This is a genomic window from Mycobacterium sp. 852002-51961_SCH5331710 (assembly GCF_001665535.1).
Taxonomy (GTDB): Bacteria; Actinomycetota; Actinomycetes; order Mycobacteriales; family Mycobacteriaceae; genus Mycobacterium.
On record NZ_LZSQ01000014.1, the window covers coordinates 1 to 21,651 of the forward strand.

The 21,651-nt window shown below is 66.9% G+C and carries 22 protein-coding genes; 12 read left to right on the forward strand and 10 right to left on the reverse strand.

Annotated features, from left to right (window positions below):
• Positions 1–133: 133 nt before the first annotated feature.
• Complete coding sequence (locus A5752_RS02280) at positions 134–637, reverse strand: methylated-DNA--[protein]-cysteine S-methyltransferase (RefSeq protein WP_067081535.1); 504 nt, start codon at positions 635–637, stop codon at positions 134–136.
• Positions 637–2,121 (reverse strand): DNA-3-methyladenine glycosylase 2 family protein, encoded by a 1,485-nt coding sequence (locus tag A5752_RS02285; RefSeq protein ID WP_067081534.1) that lies wholly within the window; start codon positions 2,119–2,121, stop codon positions 637–639. The genes A5752_RS02280 and A5752_RS02285 overlap by 1 nt, the downstream gene beginning before the upstream one ends.
• 154 nt (positions 2,122–2,275) lie before the next feature.
• Between A5752_RS02285 and A5752_RS02290 the strand changes: the two genes are divergently transcribed.
• Positions 2,276–3,112: a mycofactocin-coupled SDR family oxidoreductase gene (locus A5752_RS02290; RefSeq protein WP_156613549.1), complete on the forward strand. Its 837-nt coding sequence runs from the start codon at positions 2,276–2,278 to the stop codon at positions 3,110–3,112.
• A 31-nt stretch (positions 3,113–3,143) separates the two neighbouring features.
• On the opposite strand, the gene A5752_RS02295 is transcribed toward A5752_RS02290, so the two are convergent.
• Positions 3,144–3,950, reverse strand: a complete 807-nt coding sequence (locus A5752_RS02295; RefSeq protein ID WP_067081485.1) for a FadR/GntR family transcriptional regulator — start codon at positions 3,948–3,950, stop codon at positions 3,144–3,146.
• Between the two features lie 167 nt (positions 3,951–4,117).
• Between A5752_RS02295 and A5752_RS02300 the strand changes: the two genes are divergently transcribed.
• The gene (locus A5752_RS02300; protein WP_067081490.1) at positions 4,118–5,284 is read left to right on the forward strand and encodes an amidohydrolase family protein; all 1,167 of its coding nucleotides are present in this window, start codon (positions 4,118–4,120) and stop codon (positions 5,282–5,284) included.
• Positions 5,285–5,301: 17 nt separating this feature from the next.
• On the opposite strand, the gene A5752_RS02305 is transcribed toward A5752_RS02300, so the two are convergent.
• Genes A5752_RS02305 through A5752_RS02315 form a run of 3 tightly spaced genes read right to left on the reverse strand, consistent with a single transcriptional unit; the run spans position 5,302 to position 8,144 of the window.
• Positions 5,302–6,519, reverse strand: a complete 1,218-nt coding sequence (locus tag A5752_RS02305; protein ID WP_067081492.1) for a CaiB/BaiF CoA transferase family protein — start codon at positions 6,517–6,519, stop codon at positions 5,302–5,304.
• 1 nt (position 6,520) lies between these two features.
• Positions 6,521–6,940: a Zn-ribbon domain-containing OB-fold protein gene (locus A5752_RS02310; RefSeq protein ID WP_067081495.1), complete on the reverse strand. Its 420-nt coding sequence runs from the start codon at positions 6,938–6,940 to the stop codon at positions 6,521–6,523.
• A gap of 7 nt (positions 6,941–6,947) precedes the next feature.
• The gene (locus A5752_RS02315; RefSeq protein WP_067081497.1) at positions 6,948–8,144 is read right to left on the reverse strand and encodes a thiolase C-terminal domain-containing protein; all 1,197 of its coding nucleotides are present in this window, start codon (positions 8,142–8,144) and stop codon (positions 6,948–6,950) included.
• 108 nt (positions 8,145–8,252) lie between these two features.
• Between A5752_RS02315 and A5752_RS02320 the strand changes: the two genes are divergently transcribed.
• Both A5752_RS02320 and A5752_RS02325 read left to right on the forward strand, forming a co-directional pair.
• Entirely contained in the window at positions 8,253–9,455 is a 1,203-nt protein-coding gene (locus tag A5752_RS02320) for a cytochrome P450 (protein WP_082963707.1), read from the forward strand.
• A gap of 110 nt (positions 9,456–9,565) precedes the next feature.
• Positions 9,566–10,081 (forward strand): hypothetical protein, encoded by a 516-nt coding sequence (locus A5752_RS02325; protein ID WP_067081541.1) that lies wholly within the window; start codon positions 9,566–9,568, stop codon positions 10,079–10,081.
• Between the two features lie 48 nt (positions 10,082–10,129).
• On the opposite strand, the gene A5752_RS02330 is transcribed toward A5752_RS02325, so the two are convergent.
• Positions 10,130–10,795: a transcriptional regulator gene (locus A5752_RS02330; protein WP_067081499.1), complete on the reverse strand. Its 666-nt coding sequence runs from the start codon at positions 10,793–10,795 to the stop codon at positions 10,130–10,132.
• A 104-nt stretch (positions 10,796–10,899) separates the two neighbouring features.
• On the opposite strand from A5752_RS02330, the gene A5752_RS02335 reads away from it, so the two are divergent.
• Positions 10,900–12,348: a cytochrome P450 gene (locus A5752_RS02335; RefSeq protein ID WP_067081510.1), complete on the forward strand. Its 1,449-nt coding sequence runs from the start codon at positions 10,900–10,902 to the stop codon at positions 12,346–12,348.
• Between the two features lie 29 nt (positions 12,349–12,377).
• On the opposite strand, the gene A5752_RS02340 is transcribed toward A5752_RS02335, so the two are convergent.
• The gene (locus A5752_RS02340) at positions 12,378–13,049 is read right to left on the reverse strand and encodes a TetR/AcrR family transcriptional regulator (protein ID WP_067081513.1); all 672 of its coding nucleotides are present in this window, start codon (positions 13,047–13,049) and stop codon (positions 12,378–12,380) included.
• A 56-nt stretch (positions 13,050–13,105) separates the two neighbouring features.
• On the opposite strand from A5752_RS02340, the gene A5752_RS02345 reads away from it, so the two are divergent.
• Positions 13,106–14,539 carry a carotenoid oxygenase family protein gene (locus A5752_RS02345; RefSeq protein ID WP_067081516.1) on the forward strand — a complete coding sequence of 478 codons (1,434 nt, stop codon included), beginning with the start codon at positions 13,106–13,108 and terminating at the stop codon, positions 14,537–14,539.
• Positions 14,540–14,548: 9 nt separating this feature from the next.
• Complete coding sequence (glsA, locus tag A5752_RS02350; RefSeq protein WP_067081519.1) at positions 14,549–15,838, forward strand: glutaminase A; 1,290 nt, start codon at positions 14,549–14,551, stop codon at positions 15,836–15,838.
• Here the strand turns inward: glsA and A5752_RS02355 are convergent.
• Positions 15,827–17,431 carry an adenylate/guanylate cyclase domain-containing protein gene (locus A5752_RS02355; protein WP_067081521.1) on the reverse strand — a complete coding sequence of 535 codons (1,605 nt, stop codon included), beginning with the start codon at positions 17,429–17,431 and terminating at the stop codon, positions 15,827–15,829. The two genes, glsA and A5752_RS02355, sit on opposite strands and share 12 nt — an antisense overlap.
• A gap of 45 nt (positions 17,432–17,476) precedes the next feature.
• Between A5752_RS02355 and nucS the strand changes: the two genes are divergently transcribed.
• Together nucS and A5752_RS27855 are read left to right on the forward strand one after the other, a co-directional pair.
• Positions 17,477–18,148, forward strand: coding sequence for an endonuclease NucS (nucS, locus tag A5752_RS02360; protein WP_067081524.1), 672 nt, complete (start codon positions 17,477–17,479; stop codon positions 18,146–18,148).
• On the forward strand, positions 18,148–18,441 hold the full coding sequence (locus A5752_RS27855) for an Rv1322 family protein (RefSeq protein WP_082950718.1): 294 nt from the start codon (positions 18,148–18,150) through the stop codon (positions 18,439–18,441). The genes nucS and A5752_RS27855 overlap by 1 nt, the downstream gene beginning before the upstream one ends.
• On the opposite strand, the gene mce is transcribed toward A5752_RS27855, so the two are convergent.
• Positions 18,438–18,914, reverse strand: coding sequence for a methylmalonyl-CoA epimerase (mce, locus tag A5752_RS02365; RefSeq protein WP_067081527.1), 477 nt, complete (start codon positions 18,912–18,914; stop codon positions 18,438–18,440). The two genes, A5752_RS27855 and mce, sit on opposite strands and share 4 nt — an antisense overlap.
• An 82-nt stretch (positions 18,915–18,996) precedes the next feature.
• Between mce and A5752_RS02370 the strand changes: the two genes are divergently transcribed.
• The 3 genes from A5752_RS02370 to A5752_RS02380 are packed head-to-tail and all read left to right on the forward strand — an operon-like array spanning position 18,997 to position 21,509.
• A complete protein-coding gene (locus A5752_RS02370; RefSeq protein ID WP_067081530.1) occupies positions 18,997–20,178 on the forward strand; it encodes an acetyl-CoA C-acetyltransferase in 1,182 nt (393 codons plus the stop codon).
• A 43-nt stretch (positions 20,179–20,221) separates the two neighbouring features.
• The gene (locus A5752_RS02375) at positions 20,222–20,602 is read left to right on the forward strand and encodes a DUF3817 domain-containing protein (protein WP_156613552.1); all 381 of its coding nucleotides are present in this window, start codon (positions 20,222–20,224) and stop codon (positions 20,600–20,602) included.
• 13 nt (positions 20,603–20,615) lie between these two features.
• Positions 20,616–21,509, forward strand: a complete 894-nt coding sequence (locus A5752_RS02380; protein WP_156613554.1) for a tetratricopeptide repeat protein — start codon at positions 20,616–20,618, stop codon at positions 21,507–21,509.
• Positions 21,510–21,651: the final 142 nt, after the last annotated feature.

Genomic DNA, 21,651 nt, shown 5'->3' on the forward strand with positions numbered 1-21,651 from the left:
CCGGAAGCTAAGCCTGCCAGCGCCAATGATACTGCCCCACACGGGCGGAAAAGTAGGACACCGCCGAACACAAATTAAGCCCTGTGGCCCCCAATTCGATTGGGGGCCACAGGCATTTGTGTGTCCAGTCGGTTCAGTCGAAGAGCGTCAACGCCGGCGACACCCTGCTCTTCTCCATCTCGAGAAGCGCTCGCTTTCTATCGAGACCACCGCCGTACCCCGCCAGGCTCCCGTTCGCGCCGATGACGCGATGGCACGGAACGATGATCCCAATCGGGTTGTGCCCGTTGGCCAAACCGACGGCCCGAAAGGCGCCGGGTGCCCCGATCTGGTGGGCGATCTCACCGTACGACCGTGTCTCTCCATACGGAATCGTCAGTAGCGCAGCCCATACCTTCTTCTGAAACGCCGTGCCCACCATGTCGAGTCGGAGATCGAACTCGGTCAGTTCGCCGGCGAAATAGGCCTGCAATTGTTCGACCGCGTCAGGAAACGCCCCATCGTCGGCAACCCAGCCTTCGCGGCTCGGCTCGTAGGTCTGATCGACCATCCTCAGATGCATCAGCCGGTCATTGCGACCTGCCAACGTCAACTGACCGACCGGGCTCTGCATCGTACGAAATCGTAAGACTGTCATCACTTCTCCTTCGGCGGCCAGACATTGACCGCATGATCGAGCGCCGTCCACAGGTGCTGCGTGACGTACGAACGCCACGGTCGCCAGCGGACGCTGTGCTCGGCGAGCGCACGCGCATCGCCGGGCAGACCCAGCTGTTCGGCTGCGAGCCGCACACCGAGATCGGTCACCGGGAAGGCGTCGGGGTCGCCCAGGCCGCGCATCGCGATGATCTCCGCTGTCCACGGGCCGATCCCCGGCAGAGCCTGGAGCCGCTCACGCGCGCTGTCCCAATCGCAACCCGCGTCCAACACCACATCACCCGCGGCCAGAGCGCGGATCAGCGCCGTCAGTGAACGCTGTCGTGATTTCGGAAACGCCAAATGTGCCGGATCGATCTCGGCGAGATGTTCAACGGCGGGAAACACATGTGTCAGACCACCATTCACGTCGGTGATTGGTTCACCGTAAGCCGTAGCCAGTCGGCCGGCATGCGTACGTGCCGCCTTGACCGACACCTGCTGTCCGAGCACCGCCCGCACCGCCAGTTCCTGTTCGTCGACGGTCCGCGGTATCCGTTGGCCCGGGGCCTTGGCGACCAAGGCGCTCAAGTCGGCATCGGCGCCGAGCGCATCTACCACCGCCTCGGGATCCGCATCGAGATCCAGCAACCGTCGGCAGCGGGCGATCGCCGTCGCCAGATCACGGAAGTCATCGAGGACCACCCGGCATTGCACGTGGTCCGGTTGCGGTGTGAGCGCGACGATTCCGCAGCCGTTGGGTAGCCGCAGCGTGCGTCGGTAGGTGCCGTCTCGCACTTCCTCCACACCGGGCACCGCACTGGCCGCCAGATGGCCGAACAACCCCTCGTATGCGAACGGTGTACGGACCGGCAGCCGCAGGGAGATGGCTCCGGCACCGCCGTCGCCCCCGCCGAACCGTGCCCGCGCCCGCTCGCGCAGGACGGTGGGCGCCACGTCGTACACCGTGCGGACGGTGTCGTTGAACTGGCGGATGCTGGCGAACCCCGACGCGAACGCGACGTCGCTGAAGGGTAACTCCGTGGTCTCGATGAGCACCCGCGCCGTCTGCGACCGCTGCGCCCGCGCCAACGCAAGCGGATTGGCGCCCACCTCCGCCTGCAGGAGTCGCTCGAGCTGGCGCGTCGTGTATCCGAGTTTGGCGGCCAGCCCCGTGACACCCTCGCGATCGACGACACCGTCGGCGATCAGCCGCATCGCCCGCGCCACGACATCGCCCCGAACGTTCCACTCCGGCGAACCGGGGGAGGCGTCCGGCCGGCAGCGCTTACAGGCGCGGAAACCGGCCTTCTGGGCGGCCGCCGCGGTCGGGTAGAACCGCATGTTGCGCGCGTACGGCGGACGAACAGGGCAACTCGGCCGACAGTAGATCTTGGTGGTCAGCACCGCGGTGACGAACCAGCCGTCGAACCGGGCGTCCTTGGATTGGACGGCTCGGTAGCAGCGGTCGAAATCGTCGTGCATGCCTTTCACCATTACACGCACGCACCGACAAGACTGGCGGAAAACCGACATGGTCGTCGGGGTGCGCGGCGGGTCCGATTCCACGGTGTCGGCGTCGAATTGCTTGACGACGGGTGCTGCCCACCGTTGGCTCAAACAGTCGTATATTTCAGCAATGCGGAGGCCGATGGCTGGCGGGCAGCGCGTCGCGATCATCACCGGGGCGGCTCGCGGCCAAGGCAGGGCCCACGCCGCGCGTCTGGCCGCCGACGGTATCGACGTGATCGCCGTCGACATCTGCGCCGACATCGAGACCATTCCCTACCCGATGGGTACGCGCGACGAGCTCGAGGACACCTGCCGCCTGGTGGAGAAGGCGGGACGTCGCGCCAGCCTCCAGGTCGCCGACGTCCGCGATTTCGGCCAAGTCCAGCAAGCCTTTTCGGGCGGAGTCGAGGAGTTGGGTGTCGACTGTGCGGACATCGTGATCGCCAACGCCGGCGGATGTGCCTACCCGTCGGACGTCGACGAGGCCCGCGCGTTCAAGGATGCGGTCGACATCATGCTGGCCGGAGTGTGGAACACCGTGAAGGCTACGACGCCCGCGCTCGTCGAGGCCGGCCGACCCGGCGCCGTGGTGCTGACCAGTTCCACGGCAGCGGTCAAAGGCTTCACCGGCGGATGGGGTGGTCTCGACGGCTATACGGCGGCGAAGGCCGGAATCCTCGGATTGATGCGGGTGTTCGCGAATTCGCTTGGTCCGCACAACATCCGCGTCAACGCGATCCTGCCTACCGGTGTGGACTCCGGCATGACGCGCAACGAGGCTTTCATGAACTGGATCGCAACCGTCGCCGAGCGGCCGCTGGCGAACCTCCGCAATCTCCTGCCTGACGTCAACATCCTTCAACCCGAAGACATCGCCGACGCCGTGGCGTGGCTGGTCTCTGAGCGGGGGCGCTACATCACCGGCGTGTGCCTTCCGGTCGACGCCGGATTCTGCAACGTGTAACGCAAGCGAAGCGAGCCGGTCCGCGGCCCTGTCACTGCCAGTCGACCAGGTCGTCCGCCAGGTCGGGAGCGACGTCGAAAATCGCCTGCGACGCAACGGTCATGTGCTCACGCATCAGCTCACGCGCCGCGTCGGGGTCACCCGCCTCGATGGCATCGGCGATGCGGATGTGGTCGAAGTGCAGCCGCGTCCTGGTCATGTCGCTGAACAGGTTGGCCCCGCCCTGGGCGGTGCGGCTCGAAAAGATGTGGCTCACCGATTCGGTGAGAAGGTCGAGCGCGGGGTTCGGACAGATGTCGCGGACGAATACATGAAAGCGACTGCCGGAGTCGACGTAGTCGTAGCTGGACAGGCTCTCCTCGGTCACCCGGGCCATGCCGCGGCGGCTCTCCTCGACCATCTGCCCGACGATGTCGGGGTCGGCCGATCCGTCCCGAACCCGCAGCGCCGCCCGTTCCGCAGCGAGCGGTTCCAGGTAGATCATCGACTCGTTGACGTCGCGCATCGTGGCGCGGGCGAGCTGCAGATGCATCGTCATCGTCTCGCCGAAGCGTTGCGGACCGCGGCGCCCGACGACCGGGCCGCCGCCGTTGCCGCGACGAATCTCGACGATGCCCTGGAGCTCCAGCACCCGCAGCGCCTCACGGATCGACGCCCGTCCGACACCGAACTCGCTGGCCATCGCCTGTTCGGTGGGCAGCGGGCTACCGGGTGAGAGCTGGTCGAGCGCTATCCGCCGGACGATGTCCTGAGCTATTCCCAACGAGAGCTTGCCGCGACGAATCCGGGCCATCATCTCGTGGCGCGGATCGTCGGCCAGGCAGTCGTCGATCGACATCGGAGATACCGCCTCGAGGTGGGATCAAGGGTCTGAATAGTCGGACATTCAGCGTACTCCGGCGCTGGTGGAAGCCTTGTGCCGAGGCCAAATATAGGTATATTTGAGCCGTCGCCGTTACGACGGACGCCGAGCCCTTCCGTCGACGCCGGCATCAGGAGGATGCGATGCCGCTGCAGGAACAACACCAGATCATCTCCGTCGACGATCATCTCGTCGAACACCCCCGCGTGTGGCTCGACCGGCTACCCGCACGGTGGCGCGAGGACGCGCCCCAGATCAAGGAGGTCAACGGAAGCCAGTTATGGCATTACAACGGCGAACGATTTCCCACCATCGGGCTCAACGCCGTCGCGGGTAAGCCGCGAGAGGAGTGGGGTGTCGATCCCGTGCGCTACGAGGACATGATCCCCGGGTGCTACGACCCCGCGATGCGGGTCAAGGACATGGATGTCGACGGTGTGCATGCCGCGCTGTGCTTTCCGTCATTCCCCGGATTCGCGGGAAGCACCTTCTTCCGCGGTAAGGACAAGGACCTCGCGGCGCTGTGCATGCAGGCGTGGAACGACTTCTACATCGACGAGTGGTGCGCCACGGCCCCGGACCGATACATCCCGTTGGGGATGGTGCCGTTCTGGGACATCGACGCGGCGGTGGCCGAGGCCGAACGCCTCGTTTCGAAGGGCGCGCGAACCATCTCCTTCCCCGACACCACATCGGTATTCGGCCTCCCGTCGTTCCACACCGATCACTGGGATCCGTTGTGGCAGGTGTGTTCCGATGCCGACCTTCCGGTGTCGCTGCACTTCGGCGCCGGCGGATATGTGCCCGGCTTCTCGTTCTCCGGCGCGCCGTTCGCCCCGAAGACGATGAAGAGCAAGGCCGCTCCGTTCGCGGTGGCGATCGCGGTCTTCGCCACGAACTCGTGGTGGACGACGGTCGACCTGCTGTTGTCCGGCAAGCTCCAGCAGTTCGAAAACATGAAATTCTCTTTGGCCGAGGGCGGCATCGGCTGGGTGCCCTACATGCTGGAACGAACGGACTTCACCTGGGAGCGGCACCGCTACTACCAGGACATCGACTTCGATGCGCGGCCGTCGGAGTTGTTCCATCAGCACTTCTGGACCTGCTTCATCGACGACGACCACGGTGTGGAGAGCCGGCACGAGATCGGAGTCGACCGCATCATGTTGGAAAGCGACTTCCCGCACTCGGATTCGAACTGGCCGAATTGCCGTAAGCGGGCCGCCGAGGCTCTCGCCCGCGTGCCCGACGACGAGGTGGCGATGATCGCCGAGACCAATGCGCGCACCTTGTTCCACTTCCCGCGTTAGACCGAAAGCCGGCGCGGTCAGGTGATCGCGCCGCCGATCTTCAAGTTCATGATCGTCTCGTCGTCGTAACCGCAGGCGCGCAACAGGTCGTCTGTGTGCTCGCCGTGTCCCGGTGCGGGCTCCAGATCGGTTGCGGCCTCGTCGAACTGAACGGGTGCCGGCACCAGTGGCAGCCGAGCGCCGTTGTCATAGTCGACAATCGTGAAGAAGCCGTTGTCCCAGGCCTGCTGGTCGTTGAGCGTCTCACGTGGTGACTGCACAATGCTCCACTGGCCTTCTTGGTTGTCCAGGACGGACTTCCAGTGCTCCAGCGGTTCTTTGGCGAACAGCTCGTCGAGCAGCTCGACGCACCGCTCGATGTTCTTGCGTCGACAGGAGGCGGTCGCGAACCGCGGATCGTCGATCCACTCGGGCCGGCCGACGGCCTGGCAGAAGCCCGGCCAGTACCGGTCGGCTTCGAGCATGGCGAGGAAGACAAAACGGTCGTCGGCGGTTCGGTACACATTGGCCAGGGGATTGCCCGGACGACGTCGATCACCCTTGGCCAGTTGATCGCGACCGGTGACGTAACTGCCCGCGATGCTCGACTGCATGGCCCACAAGCCCGCCGACAACAGCGACGCATCGACGACGGCACCCTCTCCGGTGCGCTCGCGGTTGTACAGCGCGGCGCAGATACCGCCCGCGAGGTTCAGTCCAGCCTGGATGTCGCCGACCGCCGGGCCCGGCAGGTTGATCGGATAGTCGTAGTCCGCGGGCATGGCCGCGGTCGCCAGACCCGCTCTGGCCCAATAGGAGATCCCGTCGAAACCGCCGCGGTCGGCGTCGGGCCCGCGTACACCGTGACCGGTTCCTCTGGCGTAGATGATGCGCGGATTCCGAGCGCGGACGTGTTCGGCGTCGATACGCAGCCGTCGCCGGGCCGGCCCCAGGAAGTTGGTCAGGAAGACGTCGGCCCGCTCGACGAGGGACATCAGCGCCTCGTATCCGTCGGGATGCGCGATGTCGATTCCCGCACAACGCTTTCCGCGGTTGAGTACCTCCCACAACATCGTCACGCCGCCGTCGCCCGGCTTGACCCCGAACGCGGCCAGTCCGCGGATCGGGTCGCCGGTCTCGGGATGCTCGACCTTGACGACGTCGGCGCCCCAGTCCGACAGGGCGCTGGCCGCGGCCGGTACGAACCCGTAGAGCGCCACCTCCAGTACGCGCACACCACCCAGCACCTTGGTCACGTCAGTCTCCTTCCGCGCTGTCGGGGATCGGCACCCATTGCGGTACCAGTACGCCCGCCGCATCGGGGCGGGTGACGAACCGCATGCCCTGCCCCTCGCGCAGCGACGGTGCACCATCGAGGTGCGCGACCAGTCGGACCGTCGGATGCGCCACGAGCGCGACCAGCGCGATCGTGTACGGAACCGCGAACGCGCGATGTACCGGATGATGGACGACGGCCCAGGAATACAGCGTCGCCGCGCCGTCGACCTCGCGCCAGTTCAGGTCGGTCGACGCGCAGCGAGGACATTGCGGCCGGGGCAGGTGGACCGGTGAATCGCAGGTGTCACACCGCTGGACCGCGAGCACGCCGCGTTGTGCTGCCTGCCAGAAGCCGCCGGTGTCGGGGTCGTCCACCACGGGGGAGGGCGCGTCGGTCATGGCAGCCCTAGGTTCCGGTGGTGAGCATCAGGGCGCCGGTCGCGGTCGGTAGGCCGGACGTCACGAGGCACACCTCGGCGCCGGGTACCTGGCTGGTCGACGTCCCGCGGATCTGTCGAACCCCTTCCACCACATGGTTGAGGCCGTGGATGTAGCCCTCCGACAGGTTGCCGCCCGCCGTGTTGATGGGCAGGCCGCCGCCGGGGCGCAGTGCGCCACTCGCGGCGAACGGTCCGCCCTCGCCCTTGGCGGCAAAGCCGTAGTCCTCCAACTGGAGCAGCACGGTGATGGTGAAGCAGTCGTAAAGTTGCGCCACGTCGATGTCCTGTGGCCCCAAACCGGCTCTGCTGTAGAGGGTCTCGGCGGTCCGCTTCGACGGTTGCTCGACGAGGCTCTCGCGCATGAGTGCGCCAAACACCAGCCCCGGTTGCTGATACGCATCGGCGCCCTGAGCCACCGCGCGGATGGACACGGGCGGTGCGGCAGTGTCGCGTGCGCGTTCACTCGAAGTCAGCACGACGGCGCAGGCGCCATCGGTTTCCAGGCAGTAGTCGTAGAGGCGCAGAGGATCGGTCACCGGCCGGGAGTCCAGATAGTCGGCCAACGTCATCGATCTGCCGTGCATCTGCGCGGCGGGATTGGCGTTCGCATGCTCGCGGCAGGCTACGGCGATGGCGCCCAGATGCTCCGGCTCGGTGCCGAATTCGATCATGTGACGGCGCGCGATCAAGGCGAACATCTGGCCCGGCGCCATCAGACCGTAGGGCAGGAAGAACTCGTCGTAGGAGCCGTTTCCCCCGACCGGCATGCTCTGTCGTCGTCCGCGGCCGAAACGCGCCCCCGAGCGCCCGTTGAGGGATCGGAACACCAGCACCGACCGGGCCAACCCGCCGGCGATCGCCGCGCACGCCTGCGCCACCATCCCGGCCGGGGCCGAACCGCCGGTGCCCGTGGACCCCCAGTAGGTCAGGGCCGGCAGGCCGAGCACGTCGGCCAGGTCGTTGTGGCGCACGGTGTCCTGTTCACAGCGCACGATGCCGTCGACGTCGGCCGGTGTCAGGCCCGCGTCGGCGATCGCGGCCGTGCAGGCCTGCGCCGCAAGCGCCAGTTCCGTGCGGCCGGACTTCTTGCTGTAGTCAGTGGCGCCGATGCCGACGATCGCGCAACGGTCGCGCAGCGGGTGCGGTGCCGTCGGCGCGGACATGCAAAGCACCCTAGCGTCAAACACCTCAAATATGACAGTATTCGGACTGGCCGCCGTCGGACGCTGTCCGCGACGCAGCCCGGCGGCACTCGAACTCGGAGGTTGCGAATGACCGGCACACTCGACGCCCCGGCGCCGGAGATCCCGATCGATCTGTACTCGGCCAAGTCGTTCAGCAGCGGCCACCCCTTCGAGCAGTACCGGTGGCTTCGGGCCAACGCGCCCGTCTACAGGCACCCAGCGCCGGACGGCGGCTTCTTCTGGGCGGTTACGCGCAACGCCGACATCCGCTACATCGAGCACCATCCCGAGTTGTTCCAGTCCTCGCCGTCGGTCGGCATCGTCGACGCGGAGATCGAGGTCGGCTTCCTGTCCATGGACGCACCGCGGCATGCACACTTCCGCAAGGTGATCGCCCCACGACTGGTCCCCGCGCGGGTGAAGCACATGCTCCCGAACCTGCAGGAACTTGCGACCGGGATCGTCGACGAGGTGGCCGGTCTAGGGGAGTGCGACGTCGTCGAACTCGCCGGGCAGATGGCCGGGTACACGGCGGCAGCCTTGCTCGGCATCCCTCGCGAACACGGCCACCGCCTCCATGAGTTGTTCATGATCACGCACAGCTCCCCAGACATCGTGGGCGAGGAGGCTTTTCACGCCGCGTTCATCGAGATGGCCGGCATGGGCTTCGAGGCGTTCGCCGCGAAGAAGGCGAATCCGGCCGATGACGTGTTGAGCGCCTACGCCAACATGGAGGTCGACGGCCGCCCGATCACGGACATGGAATTCATCGGCAACTTCATCCTCCTCAGCGACGGCAGCCTCGACACCTCACGCAACCTGATATCGGGCGGGATGAAGCTGTTGTTCGACCATCCCGACGTGCGTCGGCGCCTGACCGCCGATCTCGATGGGCTGCTTCCCGGGGCGATCGAGGAGATGCTGCGGCTGCTCTCGCCGGTGGTGTACATCCGACGCCTGGCCACCCAGGACACCGAGTTGGCCGGGCAACCGATCGCCAAGGGCGAGCGCGTGGTGATGTACTACGGGTCCGGTAACCGCGACGAACGCGTCTACGACGATCCCGAAGCGTTCGACATCGACCGTAAGCGCGGCGAGCACATTGCCTTCGGGGGCGGCGGCCCGCACTTCTGCGTCGGTTCCCATCTGGGTCGGGCGGAAGGCGCGGTGATGATCCGCGAGTTGCTCACTCGGCTGCCCGATATCGAACAGGCCGGCCCGGAGACGTGGGCGGCGACCAGCCTCACCTCGGGCCTGTCCTCTCTTCCCGTCCGGTTCACGCCCGTCTGAGCGGGACCATCGAAGTCCCTGCTAACGAACCGGTTTCGGCGTGCTAACGATTCGAGCGTGCTTCTCGATCTCAGGTGCGCAACGACGAATGTCGTGGTGTCGTGGAAGCGATGTCGAAACGAACCTTGTTCCTCCTTAGCGCTGTGGCCGCATGCTCGACCGCGGCCGTGTTCGCCGTGCCGCCGGCGCTCGCAGCGCCGGCGACGGATGCCCAGGGTTACGTCGACTCGACCGCGCGTTGCGCCGCGTCCGACGAGGCCGTGGTTTACGGCAGCACCGCGACCTCGCGGGTGGCGATCTGCAAGACTCCCAAGGGCAGCTACGAATACCGTGGCGTGCGGCTGCGCGACGGCGCGAAACTGATCAGAATGGCCACCAAATCGGGCGATACATTCACGGTTTACAACGACGGCTTCACCTACACCGTCTCGGAGAAGTCGCTGGTCCTCGCGGAGGGCTCGCGGGTCATCCGTGACGAAGCGTGGCTCGACTTCCACGGCGCTTCCTCTTCCTCATCTCCGTCGGGGCCCGGAATGTCGCCGCCCCCAGCGGATTCGACGCCTACGACGTCCGCGAAGCCCCTGCCGCCGCCTCTGCCGGCGGAAGAGGGGCACACCGACAGCTGAGGCGCCCCTTTTATCGACGATCTGCGGCGGAACTCGACCTCGCCGCGGTCAGTCGCGTTCCTCGGCGAGCCGCGCACGCGCGACCCCGGCGGCGCCGTCGCCGGTGATCAACCACAGCGTCGTCAGTTGCGAGACAAGGTCGTCCACCGTGATGCGGGCGCTTCCATCGACAAAGGCCAAGATCGCATCGGCGGTGCCGCCGACGACGAACGCGGGCGCGATCAACGCCAGCGGATCGTGTTCGAGTTCTACACCGTGGACGGTGCGCGCGTGACCGATCAGAACACCGGTCAGGCTGCGCATCACCGCCACCCGGTGTACGCGCATCGCCGGAGTCGCCGCCACGCCACCCAACAGCACCCGCGCCCGACGCGGGTCGTCGACCAGGCTGTGCACGAGGGCGCTCACAGCCACGAACGCCTGATGCGCAAGAGATTCCGACTGCGCAGCGGCCACCGCCGTCACGGTCGCCTCGCGCACCGCCGCGGCGATCTCGTCGATCACCGCGTCGGCCACTGCGTCGACATCAGCGAAGCTTTCATAGAAGTACCGCTTGTTGAGTCCGGCGTCGGCGCACAGCCGCTCGACGGTGATGTCGCGCCACTCGTCGCGGCCCATCACCTCCAGGGCCGCCTCGAGCAGGCGTGTCCGGCGTTGCTGGCGGCGTTCCACACCGGAAACGCCTCCGTAGCTGCGCGGCGACGACGGGGCCATGGGTCGATCGTCGCACCCCCGACGCGTCGATGGAGAAGCCGTTGACAACAGTTCGGCAAATTTGGCACGGTTACGTACCAGATAGTCGACGAAGGGCTCGGCCGATGATCAACCTCGTGGACGCCGTCGCGCCGCCGACCTCACTGGTCGAGGCGCGGCAACGACTTCAGGGAATCGGCGCGTCGATCGCGGACCGCTGGCCGAGCCCCGACCGCCCGCTGGCCACGCCGCCGGCCGGGTCGGGTCTGGCCCCGGTGATGGGCAACTACGGTGCGCCGTACCTCGGCCACGTCCTCGCCTCACTCGCCGATCCGCTGGAGTTCGCGCGGCGCCGCTACGCGAAGTACGGCCCGGTGTCGTGGGCCGGCGGCGTGGGGTTCCGCGTCGTGGCGCTGATGGGACCCCAAGCGCTCGAGGCCGCGTGGGTCAATCGCGACAAGGCGCTGTCGAGTACGCGCGGATGGCAACCGGTGATCGGTCCCTTCTTCCACCGCGGCATCATGCTGCTCGACTTCGAGGAACACCGCGATCATCGACGCATCATGCAGCGGGCGTTCACGCGCACGGCGCTCAACACCTACCTCGCGTGCACCGCCGACGGCATCGACCGCGGCCTGACGACATGGCAACCGGCCACCCACTTCCCGATGTATCCATCGATCAAGCAACTGCTCCTGCGACAGGCCGCCGAGGTGTTCGTCGGAACCGAACTCGGCGCGGAATCCGATCAACTCATCGGCGACTTCCACGACACAGTCCACGGCGGCCAGGCGATCATCCGCGCGGACGTGCCCGGCGGGACGTGGGCGCGCGGCCTGCGGGCGCGTAAGCGCCTCGAGCGTTACTTCGGCGGGCAGATCGCGGACCGCCGCCGGGGTGACGGCACCGATCTGTTCTCGATGCTGTGCCGCAGCGAATCCGAAGACGGGCAACGCTTCACCGACGCCGACATCGTCAACCACATGATCTTCCTGCTGATGGCCGCTCACGACACCACGGCGATCGCGCTGGCCATGCTCGTCTACGAGCTGGGCCGAAACGCACACTGGCAGAACATTCTTCGGGAAGAGGCGGTCGATCGCCCGATCGACGCGCCCACCCTCGACGATCTCGAGCGGTACCCGATGCTGGACGCGGCGTTCAAGGAGGTCCTGCGGATGTACGCTCCTGCCGGAACCCTGTTCCGCCAGGCCATCCGCGACACCGAGATCTGCGGACACTACATCCCGCGCAAGAGTCAGATCGCAATCAGCGTGCACGCGTCGATGCGGCTGCCCGACTGGTGGCCCGCCCCCGACACGTTCGACCCCTCGCGGTTCAGCGACGCCGACAACCGCGCGGCCGTCAAGCGGTACGCATTCGCGCCGTTCGGCGGCGGCGCCCACAAGTGCATCGGCCAGCAGTTCGCCGACATGACGGTCAAGACCGTGATGCACAAGCTGTTGCGCCGATTCCGATGGAGCGTCCCCGACGGGTACCGCGTCCCGCTCACGTGGGGCACCGGGCCGACCCCCGCCGACTCGTTGCCGATCGAACTCGAACGGCTCGCCTGAGTTGCGGCGGGTAGCGCACGCCGGAACGCCTACTGTTCGGGCAGCGTGGCCAGCGCGGTACTCAGTGACTGCATCGTTCGTTCCCGATCGTCGCCCATGCCGACCAGCGTGTCGACGATCAGAGGGCCGAGTATCTGCGTCAGACCGTGGCCCTGGTGTCCGAAGAAGCCGGCGATCTCCAGCAGCACCGCACCGTGGCTGATGCTCCACAGCCGCCCGGCGACGGCGGCCTCGCCGTCGTCGCGGATGCGGCCGGCCTCGATCATCCGGCGCACGCCGTCCAGCAGCGCCTCGAACGACATCGCCCACTCGCTGCGGGCGGTCGCACTGCCGGTGACGGTGAGGTCGGCGTGATACCGGTTCAACGACTCGGCCGCGGTGCCGAACATCATCTGGTAGCGCTGCGGGTTCTGCAGCGCGAATTCGCGGTAGCGCCCGCCCATCACGAAGAAGTCGGCGACGGGATCATCGGTCTGGGGCACCTCGGTCAGCGCGCGCGTGAAGCGGACGAACGATTCCCCGGCGATCGCGTCGATCAGCCCCGACATCCCACCGAAATGCGTGTACACCGCCATCGTGGAGGTTCCGGTCTCGGCGGCTAGCTTGCGTGCGCTGAGCGCGGCCAGACCGTCTCGTTCGAGGATGCGGATGCCGGCTTCGACCAGCTGCTCCCCGGGACCACCGCCGTTCACCCTTGCCATGCTGCCATAACGGTGTTATACAGAACACACCATAACGCTGTTATAGGGGTGTTCCGATGACGAACCGTTACCTCGAAGGCGCCTTCGCGCCGATCCAGGCAGAGCACACGCTGACCGACCTCGAGGTCGCCGGGACGATTCCCGATCACCTCGATGGCCGGTACCTGCGCAACGGGCCGAACCCGATCGGAGAACTCGATCCCGAGCTGTACCACTGGTTCATCGGCGACGGAATGGTGCACGGCATCCGCATCCGCGATGGGCGGGCGGAGTGGTACCGAAACCGGTGGGTCCGCGGTCCGCAGACCGCCAGGGCGCTGGGGGAGAAGCCGCCGAAAGGCCATTTCCCGATCTCGGGCATCGGTGCGAACACCAATGTCATCGGGCATGCGGGTAAGACGCTGGCGCTGATCGAGTCCGGTGTCACCACCGTCGAACTCACCGACGAGCTGGACACCGTCGGGGCATGTGATTTCGACGGCACGCTGACCGGCGGGTACACGGCACATCCCAAGCGCGATCCGGAAACCGGTGAGCTGCACGCCGTTTCGTACAGCATGTACCGCGGCAACACCGTGCAGTACTCCGTGATCGGCGCTGACGGGCGCGCACGGCGCACCGTCGACGTTGAGGTCGCGGGCAGCCCGATGATGCACGACTTCTCGCTGACCGAGGGCCACGTCGTGTTCTACGACCTGCCGGTGACGTTCGACGCCGACATGGCGGTGCAGATGACGGTGCCGCGCGGTCTGCGCCTCGTCTCGCGGCTCGTGTTGTCGTCCCTCATCGGGCGGGTGCGCATTCCCGACCCGATCAGCGCGCGGCAACCACGGGGCGAGACGAAAGATCGCCGGTTTCCGTACTCCTGGAATCCGCGGTATCCCGCGCGGATCGGAGTGATGCCACGCGACGGAGGCAACTCCGACGTGCGCTGGTTCGACGTCGAACCCTGCTACGTGTTCCATCCGATGAACGCCTACGACGACGACGGCACCATCGTGCTCGACGTCGTGAGGCATCCGAAGATGTTCGAAACCAACCACCTCGGCCCAGACGAGGGACCCCCGACGCTCGATCGGTGGACGGTCGATCTCGCCGACGGCAAGGTCCGCGAATCGCGCATCGACGATCGTGGGCAGGAGTTCCCGCGTGTCGACGAACGCCGCGTCGGTAAGCGCCACCGCTACGGGTACGCGCCCAACATCGCAGACGGTGAGGCCGGTGACGTCCTGCTCAAACACGACTTCGTCGGCGACCGCACCCAGTCGCGGTCGTTCGGTACAGGAAAGGTGCTCGGGGAGTTCGTCTTCGAACCGTCGTCGGCCGACGCCGCCGAGGATGACGGTGTGCTGATGGGCTTTGTTTACGACCGTCGCACCGACCGTAGCGAGTTGGCGCTGCTCGACGCGCAGACCCTCGAAGACGTCGCGAGCATCAAGCTGCCCCACCGCGTGCCCGCGGGCTTCCACGGCAACTGGGTGCCGTCCTAGGATTCGCTCATGGCCGAACTGGTGCAGCGGTACCTGGATCAGATTCGCGCGGAACAAGCCGACAACAACGACGGCAAGCTGGCCGACTACATCCCGGAACTCGACCGCGTCGACCCCAATGGATTCGGCCTGTCGCTGTCCATGGCCGACGGCTATGTCTACGAATCCGGTGACACTGGAATCGAATTCACGATTCAGTCGGTGTCCAAGCCGTTCACCTACGCCCTCGCACTCGAGTGCATCGGCATGGCCGCCGTGGACGCCAGGATCGGTGTCGAACCCTCTGGCGAGGCATTCAACGAGATCAGCGTCGACAAAAGCACCAAGACGCCGAAGAACGCGATGATCAACGCGGGTGCGATCGCCGCGGTCTCCCTCGTCCCCGGGGCCACCGCCGACGATCGGTTCGCCAAGATCCACGAGTTCTATTCGACGTTCGCGGGCCGTGAACTCGCCGTCGATCATGGGGTCTACACCTCGGAGCAGGCCAGCGGCAGCCGCAACCGCGCGATCGCCTACATGCTGCAGAGTTTCGGTGTGCTCGACGGTGACCCCGACGAGATTCTCGACGTCTACTTCCGCCAGTGCTCGATCAAGGTGACGAGCACGGATCTGGCAAGGATGGCCGCGACCCTCGCACGCGGTGGCGTCGAACCGGTGGCGGGACGGCGCGTCACCACCGCGGCGGTCGTGCAACGCACGCTGAGCGTGATGACCACCTGCGGCATGTACGACGCGACCGGCGACTGGGTGAGCGCCGTCGGCATGCCCGCGAAAAGCGGTGTCGGCGGCGGCATTGCGGCCGTGCTGCCGGGACAGCTCGGCATCGGGGTGTACTCACCGCTGTTGGACGCCAAGGGCAACAGCGTGCGGGGCGTACAGGTGTGCCGCAGCCTGTCGGCGAACCTGGGGCTGCACTTCCTCGCACACACCCGCGAATCGCGCTCCACGATTCGCAACGCGTACGACGCCGCCGCGGGTGTGCGGATCTTCGAGCTGCACGGTGACCTGCTGTTCGCGGGGGCCGAACAGGTGCTGCGCAGGGTGGAACGCGAACGCGACGCGTTCGACGTCGCCATCCTCGAGTTGTCCCGGGTCGACGACATCGACGACGCTGCGCGTCGCATGTTCGCCGGCATGCGCGAGTCGCTCGTCGCCGCCGGCAAGGAGGGATTCGTCGTCGATCCCGACCGGGTTCTGGAGGCGACTCCGACGGAAGGCACGGTCGCCCGGGTGTTCGGCAGCCTCGACGAGGCACTCCGCGCCGCGGCGACCGCGCTGGGCGTGTCAGGCGGGTAGGGCCAACCGCGTCGGCTCGTCGTGCCCGCGCAGTGTCACCTCGTCACCCAATCGCCAATGTGCACACTCGGTTTCGCCCGCACCGGATATCGCGTCCGCGCTGGCGAGGACGTGACCCGGTGTCTCCTTGGCCAGTTCGCACAGCCGGGCCGCCTCGTTGACGGGCTCGCCGATCACGGTGTACTCGAAGCGTTCCCTGGCGCCGACGTTGCCCGCCACCGCCTCGCCCGCGGCTACCCCGATGCCGGCGTCGAACTCGGGCACCTCCTCGTGGATGCGGCGGGCGATCGCCCTGGCGGCGGCCAGCGCTGAATCCTCGGGGTTCTCCAGCCGCACCGGGGCGCCGAACACCGCGAGCGCACCGTCACCTTCGAACTTGTTGACGAAGCCGTGGTGGCGGTCGACCTCCTCGACGACCACCGCGAAGAACCGGTTGAGCAGGTCGACGACCTCGGTGGCGCGTTTGGCCGTGACCAACTTCGTCGACCCGATGATGTCGACGAAGATCACCGCGACGTGACGCTCCTCGCCGCCGAGCTTGGGTCGCTGCTTTTCCGCCTCGGCGGCGACCTCGCGGCCGACGTGGCGTCCGAAGATGTCGCGCAGGCGCTCGCGTTCCTTGAGCCCCTGCACCATCGAGTTGAATCCTCGCTGCAGCTCACCGAGTTCGGTGCCGTCGAAAACGACCAGATCGCAGTTCATGTCGCCGCGTTCGACGTGTTTGAGCGCGGCGCGCACGGTCCGTAGCGGCGTCGCGGTCAGCCACGACAGGATCCACATCAGCACGAAACCGAACGCCAATGCGAACAGCGCGAGGATGATCACGGCGACGGTGAACTGGGTGGGGGTCACATTGCGCAGCGCCAGGGTGATGATCGCTGCGAGCAGGATGCCGAGCACCGGGACCCCGGATCCCAACGCCCACACCAACATCGTGCGGCCCATGATCCCTGCGGCGAAGCGGCGCGGCGGGCGGCCGGCCTCGAGCGCCTGGGCGGCGACGGGCCGAAGCGCGAACTCGGTGAAGAGGTAACAGCTCGCCGACACCACGATGCCGGGAAAGCTGATGCCAAGCGCTACCTTCGGGATGAAGTTCACGTCCACCAAGCCGTACAGCAGGGTGATCAAGGCGGTGCCCACGCCCCACAGCGCGAGCAGCACCCGGGTGAGCCGCCACGGCGCGTAAAACGTGTTGCGCTGATCGCGCAGAGTGGGTGTGCGCTCCTCGATGGCCCAACGCACGTTGTTCATCACCCGGCGGGTCGCCCAGATGACGCCGACCACCAGTGCGGCCAGGATGTAGGCGGGCGCCACGATCGCGGTGATCCAGCGGACATCGGGGTCGAAGACGCTGGGCACCGGGAACGTCACGGTCACAACGAGGACGGCGACGCCGATGCCGATCAGGTTGGCGATCACCACGATCGTCGTCAGAATGATCTGGATCCTGATGCGCCGCCGATGTTGACTCTCGGATTCCTTGCCAAGCAGCCACGACCCGTAGTCCGGGGCGTCGGTCAGCCGTCCACTCTGGCGGGTGACCTTCTCCAGGACGCGACCCAGCCTGTGCGCGACGCTCCTATTGGCGGTCATCGTCCCCTCAGCCTAAATTGCCGAGCGGCCACCTAAGGTGGTCGGGTGCGTCTCGTGATCGCCCAGTGCACCGTCGACTACGTCGGACGACTGACCGCACACCTGCCTTCGGCGCGTCGGCTGCTGCTCATCAAGGCGGATGGTTCGGTGAGCGTGCACGCCGACGACCGTGCCTACAAGCCGCTGAACTGGATGAGCCCGCCCTGTCGGCTCACCGAGGACACCTCGGGGCCCGAGACGGTGTGGGTGGTCGAAAACAAGGCCGGGGAGCAGTTGCGGATCACCGTCGAGGACATCGAGCACGACTCCACCCACGAGCTCGGAGTCGATCCCGGTCTGGTCAAGGACGGCGTGGAGGCCCACCTGCAGGAGCTGCTGGCCGAGCACGTCGAGCTGCTCGGGGAGGGTTACACGCTGGTCCGCCGCGAGTACATGACCGCGATCGGCCCGGTCGACCTGTTGTGCCGCGACCCGAACGGCGGGTCCGTCGCGGTCGAGATCAAGCGCCGCGGCGAGATCGACGGGGTGGAACAGCTCACCCGCTACCTCGAGCTGCTCAACCGCGACAGCCTGCTGGCCCCGGTCAGCGGCGTCTTCGCGGCCCAGCAGATCAAGCCGCAGGCGCGCACGCTGGCCACCGACCGCGGTATCCGCTGCCTCACGCTCGACTACGACAAGATGCGCGGCATGGACAGCGACGAGTTCCGGCTGTTCTGATGCCCCGTAAGCGCCCTCATCGGCGTTCCGAGCGTCCGCCGCCGTTGCCAGCGCCCCGCCGGATCGAGATCGGGCCGGACGGCTACGAATACGAGGTGCGCCCGATCGCCGCCGCGCGCGCTACGAAAACGTACCGGTGCCCGGGATGTGACCATGAAATCCGGCCCGGGACAGCGCATCTCGTGGTGTTACCGGCCGAGGAGGGGGAGCGGGCGCTCGACGAGCGTCGACACTGGCACACGCCGTGCTGGGCGCACCGGGGCACACGAGGCCCGACTCGCAAGTGGTCTTAGTGCTCCGCGTCCGCTGCGGGCTCGACGAGCTCGACGAGCACTCCGCCGGCGTCCTTGGGATGGATAAAGTTGATCCGCGAGTTGGCGGTGCCACGGCGCGGCGCGTCGTAGAGCAACCGCACGCCGTCGGCGCGAAGGCGCTCGCTGAGCGCGTCGATGTCGCTGACGCGATAGGCGAGCTGCTGAAGGCCGGGGCCGCGGTTGTCGAGGAACTTGGCGATGGTCGAGGTCTCGTCGAGCGGCGCCATCAACTGGATCTGGGCGCTGCCGACCGGGGCGCCACGCACCGAGAGCATGGCCTCGCGCACGCCCTGGTCCTCGTTGATCTCCTCGTGCAGCACGATCATCCCGAGATGGTCGTGGTACCACTTGATCGCGGCGTCGAGGTCCGGCACTGCGATCCCCACGTGATCGATCGCCGTCACGAGCGCGCTCGCGAGCGCGGGACGTGCGTCTACGTGTTCGGTGGTCATAACGTAACGGTAACCTTGAGACAGATGTTTGCGGAATGTGTCATGGAACACACATGGCTATACCCACTTTTGGAGGTAGTAAATGACCACGTCGGTGATCGTTGCTGGAGCGCGCACGCCCGTCGGCAAGTTGATGGGTTCGTTGAAGGATTTCTCGGGCAGCGATCTCGGCGCGATCGCGATCAAGGGGGCCCTCGAGAAGGCCAACGTGCCCGCCTCCGCCTTCGAGTACGTGATCATGGGCCAGGTCCTGACCGCGGGCGCCGGGCAGATGCCCGCCCGCCAGGCGGCCGTCGCGGCGGGTATCGGCTGGGACGTCCCCTCGCTGACCATTAACAAGATGTGCCTCTCGGGAATCGACGCGATCGCCCTGGCCGACCAGTTGATCCGCGCCGGCGAGTTCGACGTCGTCGTGGCCGGCGGCCAGGAGTCCATGACACAGGCGCCGCACCTGCTGATGAACAGCCGCTCGGGCTACAAGTACGGCGACGTCACCGTGCTGGACCACATGGCCTACGACGGTCTGCACGACGTGTTCACCGACCAGCCGATGGGCGCGCTCACCGAGCAGCGCAACGACGTCGACCAGTTCACCCGCGCCGAACAGGACGAGTTCGCCGCGCGCTCGCACCAAAAGGCCGCTGCCGCATGGAAAGACGGCGTCTACGCCGACGAGGTGGTGCCCGTACAGATTCCGCAGCGCAAGGGTGACCCGCTGGAGTTCTCCGAGGACGAGGGCATCCGTGCCAACACCACCGTCGAGTCGCTGGCCGGCCTGAAGCCGGCGTTCCGCAAGGACGGAACCATCACCGCCGGGTCGGCGTCGCAGATCTCCGACGGTGCCTGCGCCGTCGTCGTGATGAACAAGGCCAAGGCGCAGGAACTCGGGCTCTCCTGGCTCTGCGAGATCGGTGCCCACGGCGTCGTCGCCGGCCCGGACTCCACGCTGCAATCGCAGCCGGCGAACGCCATCAAGAAGGCCGTTGCGCGCGAGGGCATCTCCGTCGATCAGCTTGACGTCCTCGAGATCAACGAGGCGTTCTCCGCCGTCGCGCTGGCCTCGACCAAGGAGTTGGGCGTCGATCCCGAGAAGGTCAACGTCAACGGCGGCGCGATCGCCATCGGCCACCCGATCGGCATGTCCGGCGCCCGGATCACTCTGCACGCCGCACTCGAGCTGTCCCGGCGTGGCTCCGGCTACGCCGTCGCGGCGCTGTGCGGGGCCGGCGGTCAGGGCGATGCGCTGATCCTCCGCGCGCCGTAGGGCCTACGACGCCGCGTAGTAATCGGCCCGGCTTTCGGGCACAATGGCGGCCATGACTCGCCAGTTGAACCAGCGCACCGTCGCCGGGTGGTTTCGTTTCGTCGCCCTGCTCGAGGCGGTGAGCTGGGTCGGACTGCTGATCGGCATGTACTTCAAGTACGTCGGCACGCCGCACACCGAGCTCGGCGTCAAGGTGTTCGGGCCGGTGCACGGGGCGGTCTTCGTCGCCTTCGTCGTGCTCGGAATTCTGGCGGCGATCGCCTTTCGGTGGGCGGCGGGCACCTGGTTGCTGGGGATCGTTGCGAGCATCGTGCCATTGGCCAGTGTGATCTTCCTCATGTGGGCGGATCGCACCGGCCGATTGGGGGCCCCCGCGGTCACGGCCGTCGCGCAACCGGGGCAGCCGGTACCCGAAACGACGTGACAAACTTATGGGCGTGAGTCGTCCACGCCCCTCTATCGCGGCCTCCATGGCCGGTGCGGTTGATCTGTCCGCCCTCAAACAGCGGCCCTCCACGGGTGACGGCGGTGCGTCGGCGCCCTCGGGTGGTGTTGAGGTCACCGAGGCCAACCTCGAAAACGAGGTGCTGGTCCGGTCGAACCAGGTTCCCGTCGTGGTGCTGCTCTGGTCACCGCGCAGCGACGCCAGCGTCCAGCTGGGTGATGCCCTCGGCCAACTGGCTTCCGCCGACGGCGGCAAGTGGTCGCTGGCGACGGTCAACGTCGACGTCGTCCCGCGCGTCGCGCAGATGTTCGGCGTTCAGGCGATCCCGACCGTCGTGGCGCTGGCCGCCGGTCAACCCCTGGCGAGCTTCCAGGGCATGCAGCCGCCCGAGCAGTTGCGCCGCTGGGTCGACTCGCTGCTGAACGCGGTCGCGGGCAAGTTGCCCGGCAGCGGTGAGGTGGAGGAGGCCGAAGAGGTCGATCCCGAACTCGCCCAGGCGCGTACGTATCTGGACGAAGGCGACTTCGATGCCGCGCGCACCGCATACCAGGCGATCCTCGATGCGAACCCCAATCACGCTGAGGCCAAGGGCGCCGTCCGTCAGATCGATTTCCTGCAGCGCGCCACCTCGCAGACGCCCGACGCGATCGCCGCCGCCGACGCGGCCCCCGACGACATCGAGTTGGCGTTCGCCGCCGCCGACGTCGAGGTGCTGCAGCAGAACGTCGCCGCTGCCTTCGATCGGCTCATCGGGCTGGTCAAGCGGACCGCAGGCGACGACCGCACCAAGGTGCGGACCCGCCTCATCGAGTTGTTCGACCTGTTCGACCCGGCCGATCCGGAGGTCATCGCCGGCCGGCGCAACCTGGCCAACGCGCTCTATTAGCTAGCGCGACCACTCGCGAGCAGACACAGAACTGTCGCTTTTCGGCGCAAAGTAGGCAGTTTCACGTCTGCTCGCGAGGGAAGGTTCCCGGGCGGAGAGGCCGTCTACTCGGGCATGTACTCGAACCACAGCGCGGACAGCG

Bases quoted from the DNA above. Each gene is read 5' to 3' on its own strand.
- A5752_RS02280 (WP_067081535.1), bottom strand. From the start codon at position 637: ATGACAGTCTTACGATTTCGTACGATGCAGAGCCCGGTCGGTCAGTTG.
- A5752_RS02285 (WP_067081534.1), bottom strand. From the start codon at position 2,121: ATGCACGACGATTTCGACCGCTGCTACCGAGCCGTCCAATCCAAGGAC.
- A5752_RS02290 (WP_156613549.1), top strand. From the start codon at position 2,276: ATGCGGAGGCCGATGGCTGGCGGGCAGCGCGTCGCGATCATCACCGGG.
- A5752_RS02295 (WP_067081485.1), bottom strand. From the start codon at position 3,950: ATGTCGATCGACGACTGCCTGGCCGACGATCCGCGCCACGAGATGATG.
- A5752_RS02300 (WP_067081490.1), top strand. From the start codon at position 4,118: ATGCCGCTGCAGGAACAACACCAGATCATCTCCGTCGACGATCATCTC.
- A5752_RS02310 (WP_067081495.1), bottom strand. From the start codon at position 6,940: ATGACCGACGCGCCCTCCCCCGTGGTGGACGACCCCGACACCGGCGGC.
- A5752_RS02315 (WP_067081497.1), bottom strand. From the start codon at position 8,144: ATGTCCGCGCCGACGGCACCGCACCCGCTGCGCGACCGTTGCGCGATC.
- A5752_RS02320 (WP_082963707.1), top strand. From the start codon at position 8,253: ATGACCGGCACACTCGACGCCCCGGCGCCGGAGATCCCGATCGATCTG.
- A5752_RS02325 (WP_067081541.1), top strand. From the start codon at position 9,566: ATGTCGAAACGAACCTTGTTCCTCCTTAGCGCTGTGGCCGCATGCTCG.
- A5752_RS02330 (WP_067081499.1), bottom strand. From the start codon at position 10,795: ATGGCCCCGTCGTCGCCGCGCAGCTACGGAGGCGTTTCCGGTGTGGAA.
- A5752_RS02335 (WP_067081510.1), top strand. From the start codon at position 10,900: ATGATCAACCTCGTGGACGCCGTCGCGCCGCCGACCTCACTGGTCGAG.
- A5752_RS02340 (WP_067081513.1), bottom strand. From the start codon at position 13,049: ATGGCAAGGGTGAACGGCGGTGGTCCCGGGGAGCAGCTGGTCGAAGCC.
- A5752_RS02345 (WP_067081516.1), top strand. From the start codon at position 13,106: ATGACGAACCGTTACCTCGAAGGCGCCTTCGCGCCGATCCAGGCAGAG.
- glsA (WP_067081519.1), top strand. From the start codon at position 14,549: ATGGCCGAACTGGTGCAGCGGTACCTGGATCAGATTCGCGCGGAACAA.
- A5752_RS02355 (WP_067081521.1), bottom strand. From the start codon at position 17,431: ATGACCGCCAATAGGAGCGTCGCGCACAGGCTGGGTCGCGTCCTGGAG.
- A5752_RS27855 (WP_082950718.1), top strand. From the start codon at position 18,148: ATGCCCCGTAAGCGCCCTCATCGGCGTTCCGAGCGTCCGCCGCCGTTG.
- mce (WP_067081527.1), bottom strand. From the start codon at position 18,914: ATGACCACCGAACACGTAGACGCACGTCCCGCGCTCGCGAGCGCGCTC.
- A5752_RS02370 (WP_067081530.1), top strand. From the start codon at position 18,997: ATGACCACGTCGGTGATCGTTGCTGGAGCGCGCACGCCCGTCGGCAAG.
- A5752_RS02375 (WP_156613552.1), top strand. From the start codon at position 20,222: ATGGCGGCCATGACTCGCCAGTTGAACCAGCGCACCGTCGCCGGGTGG.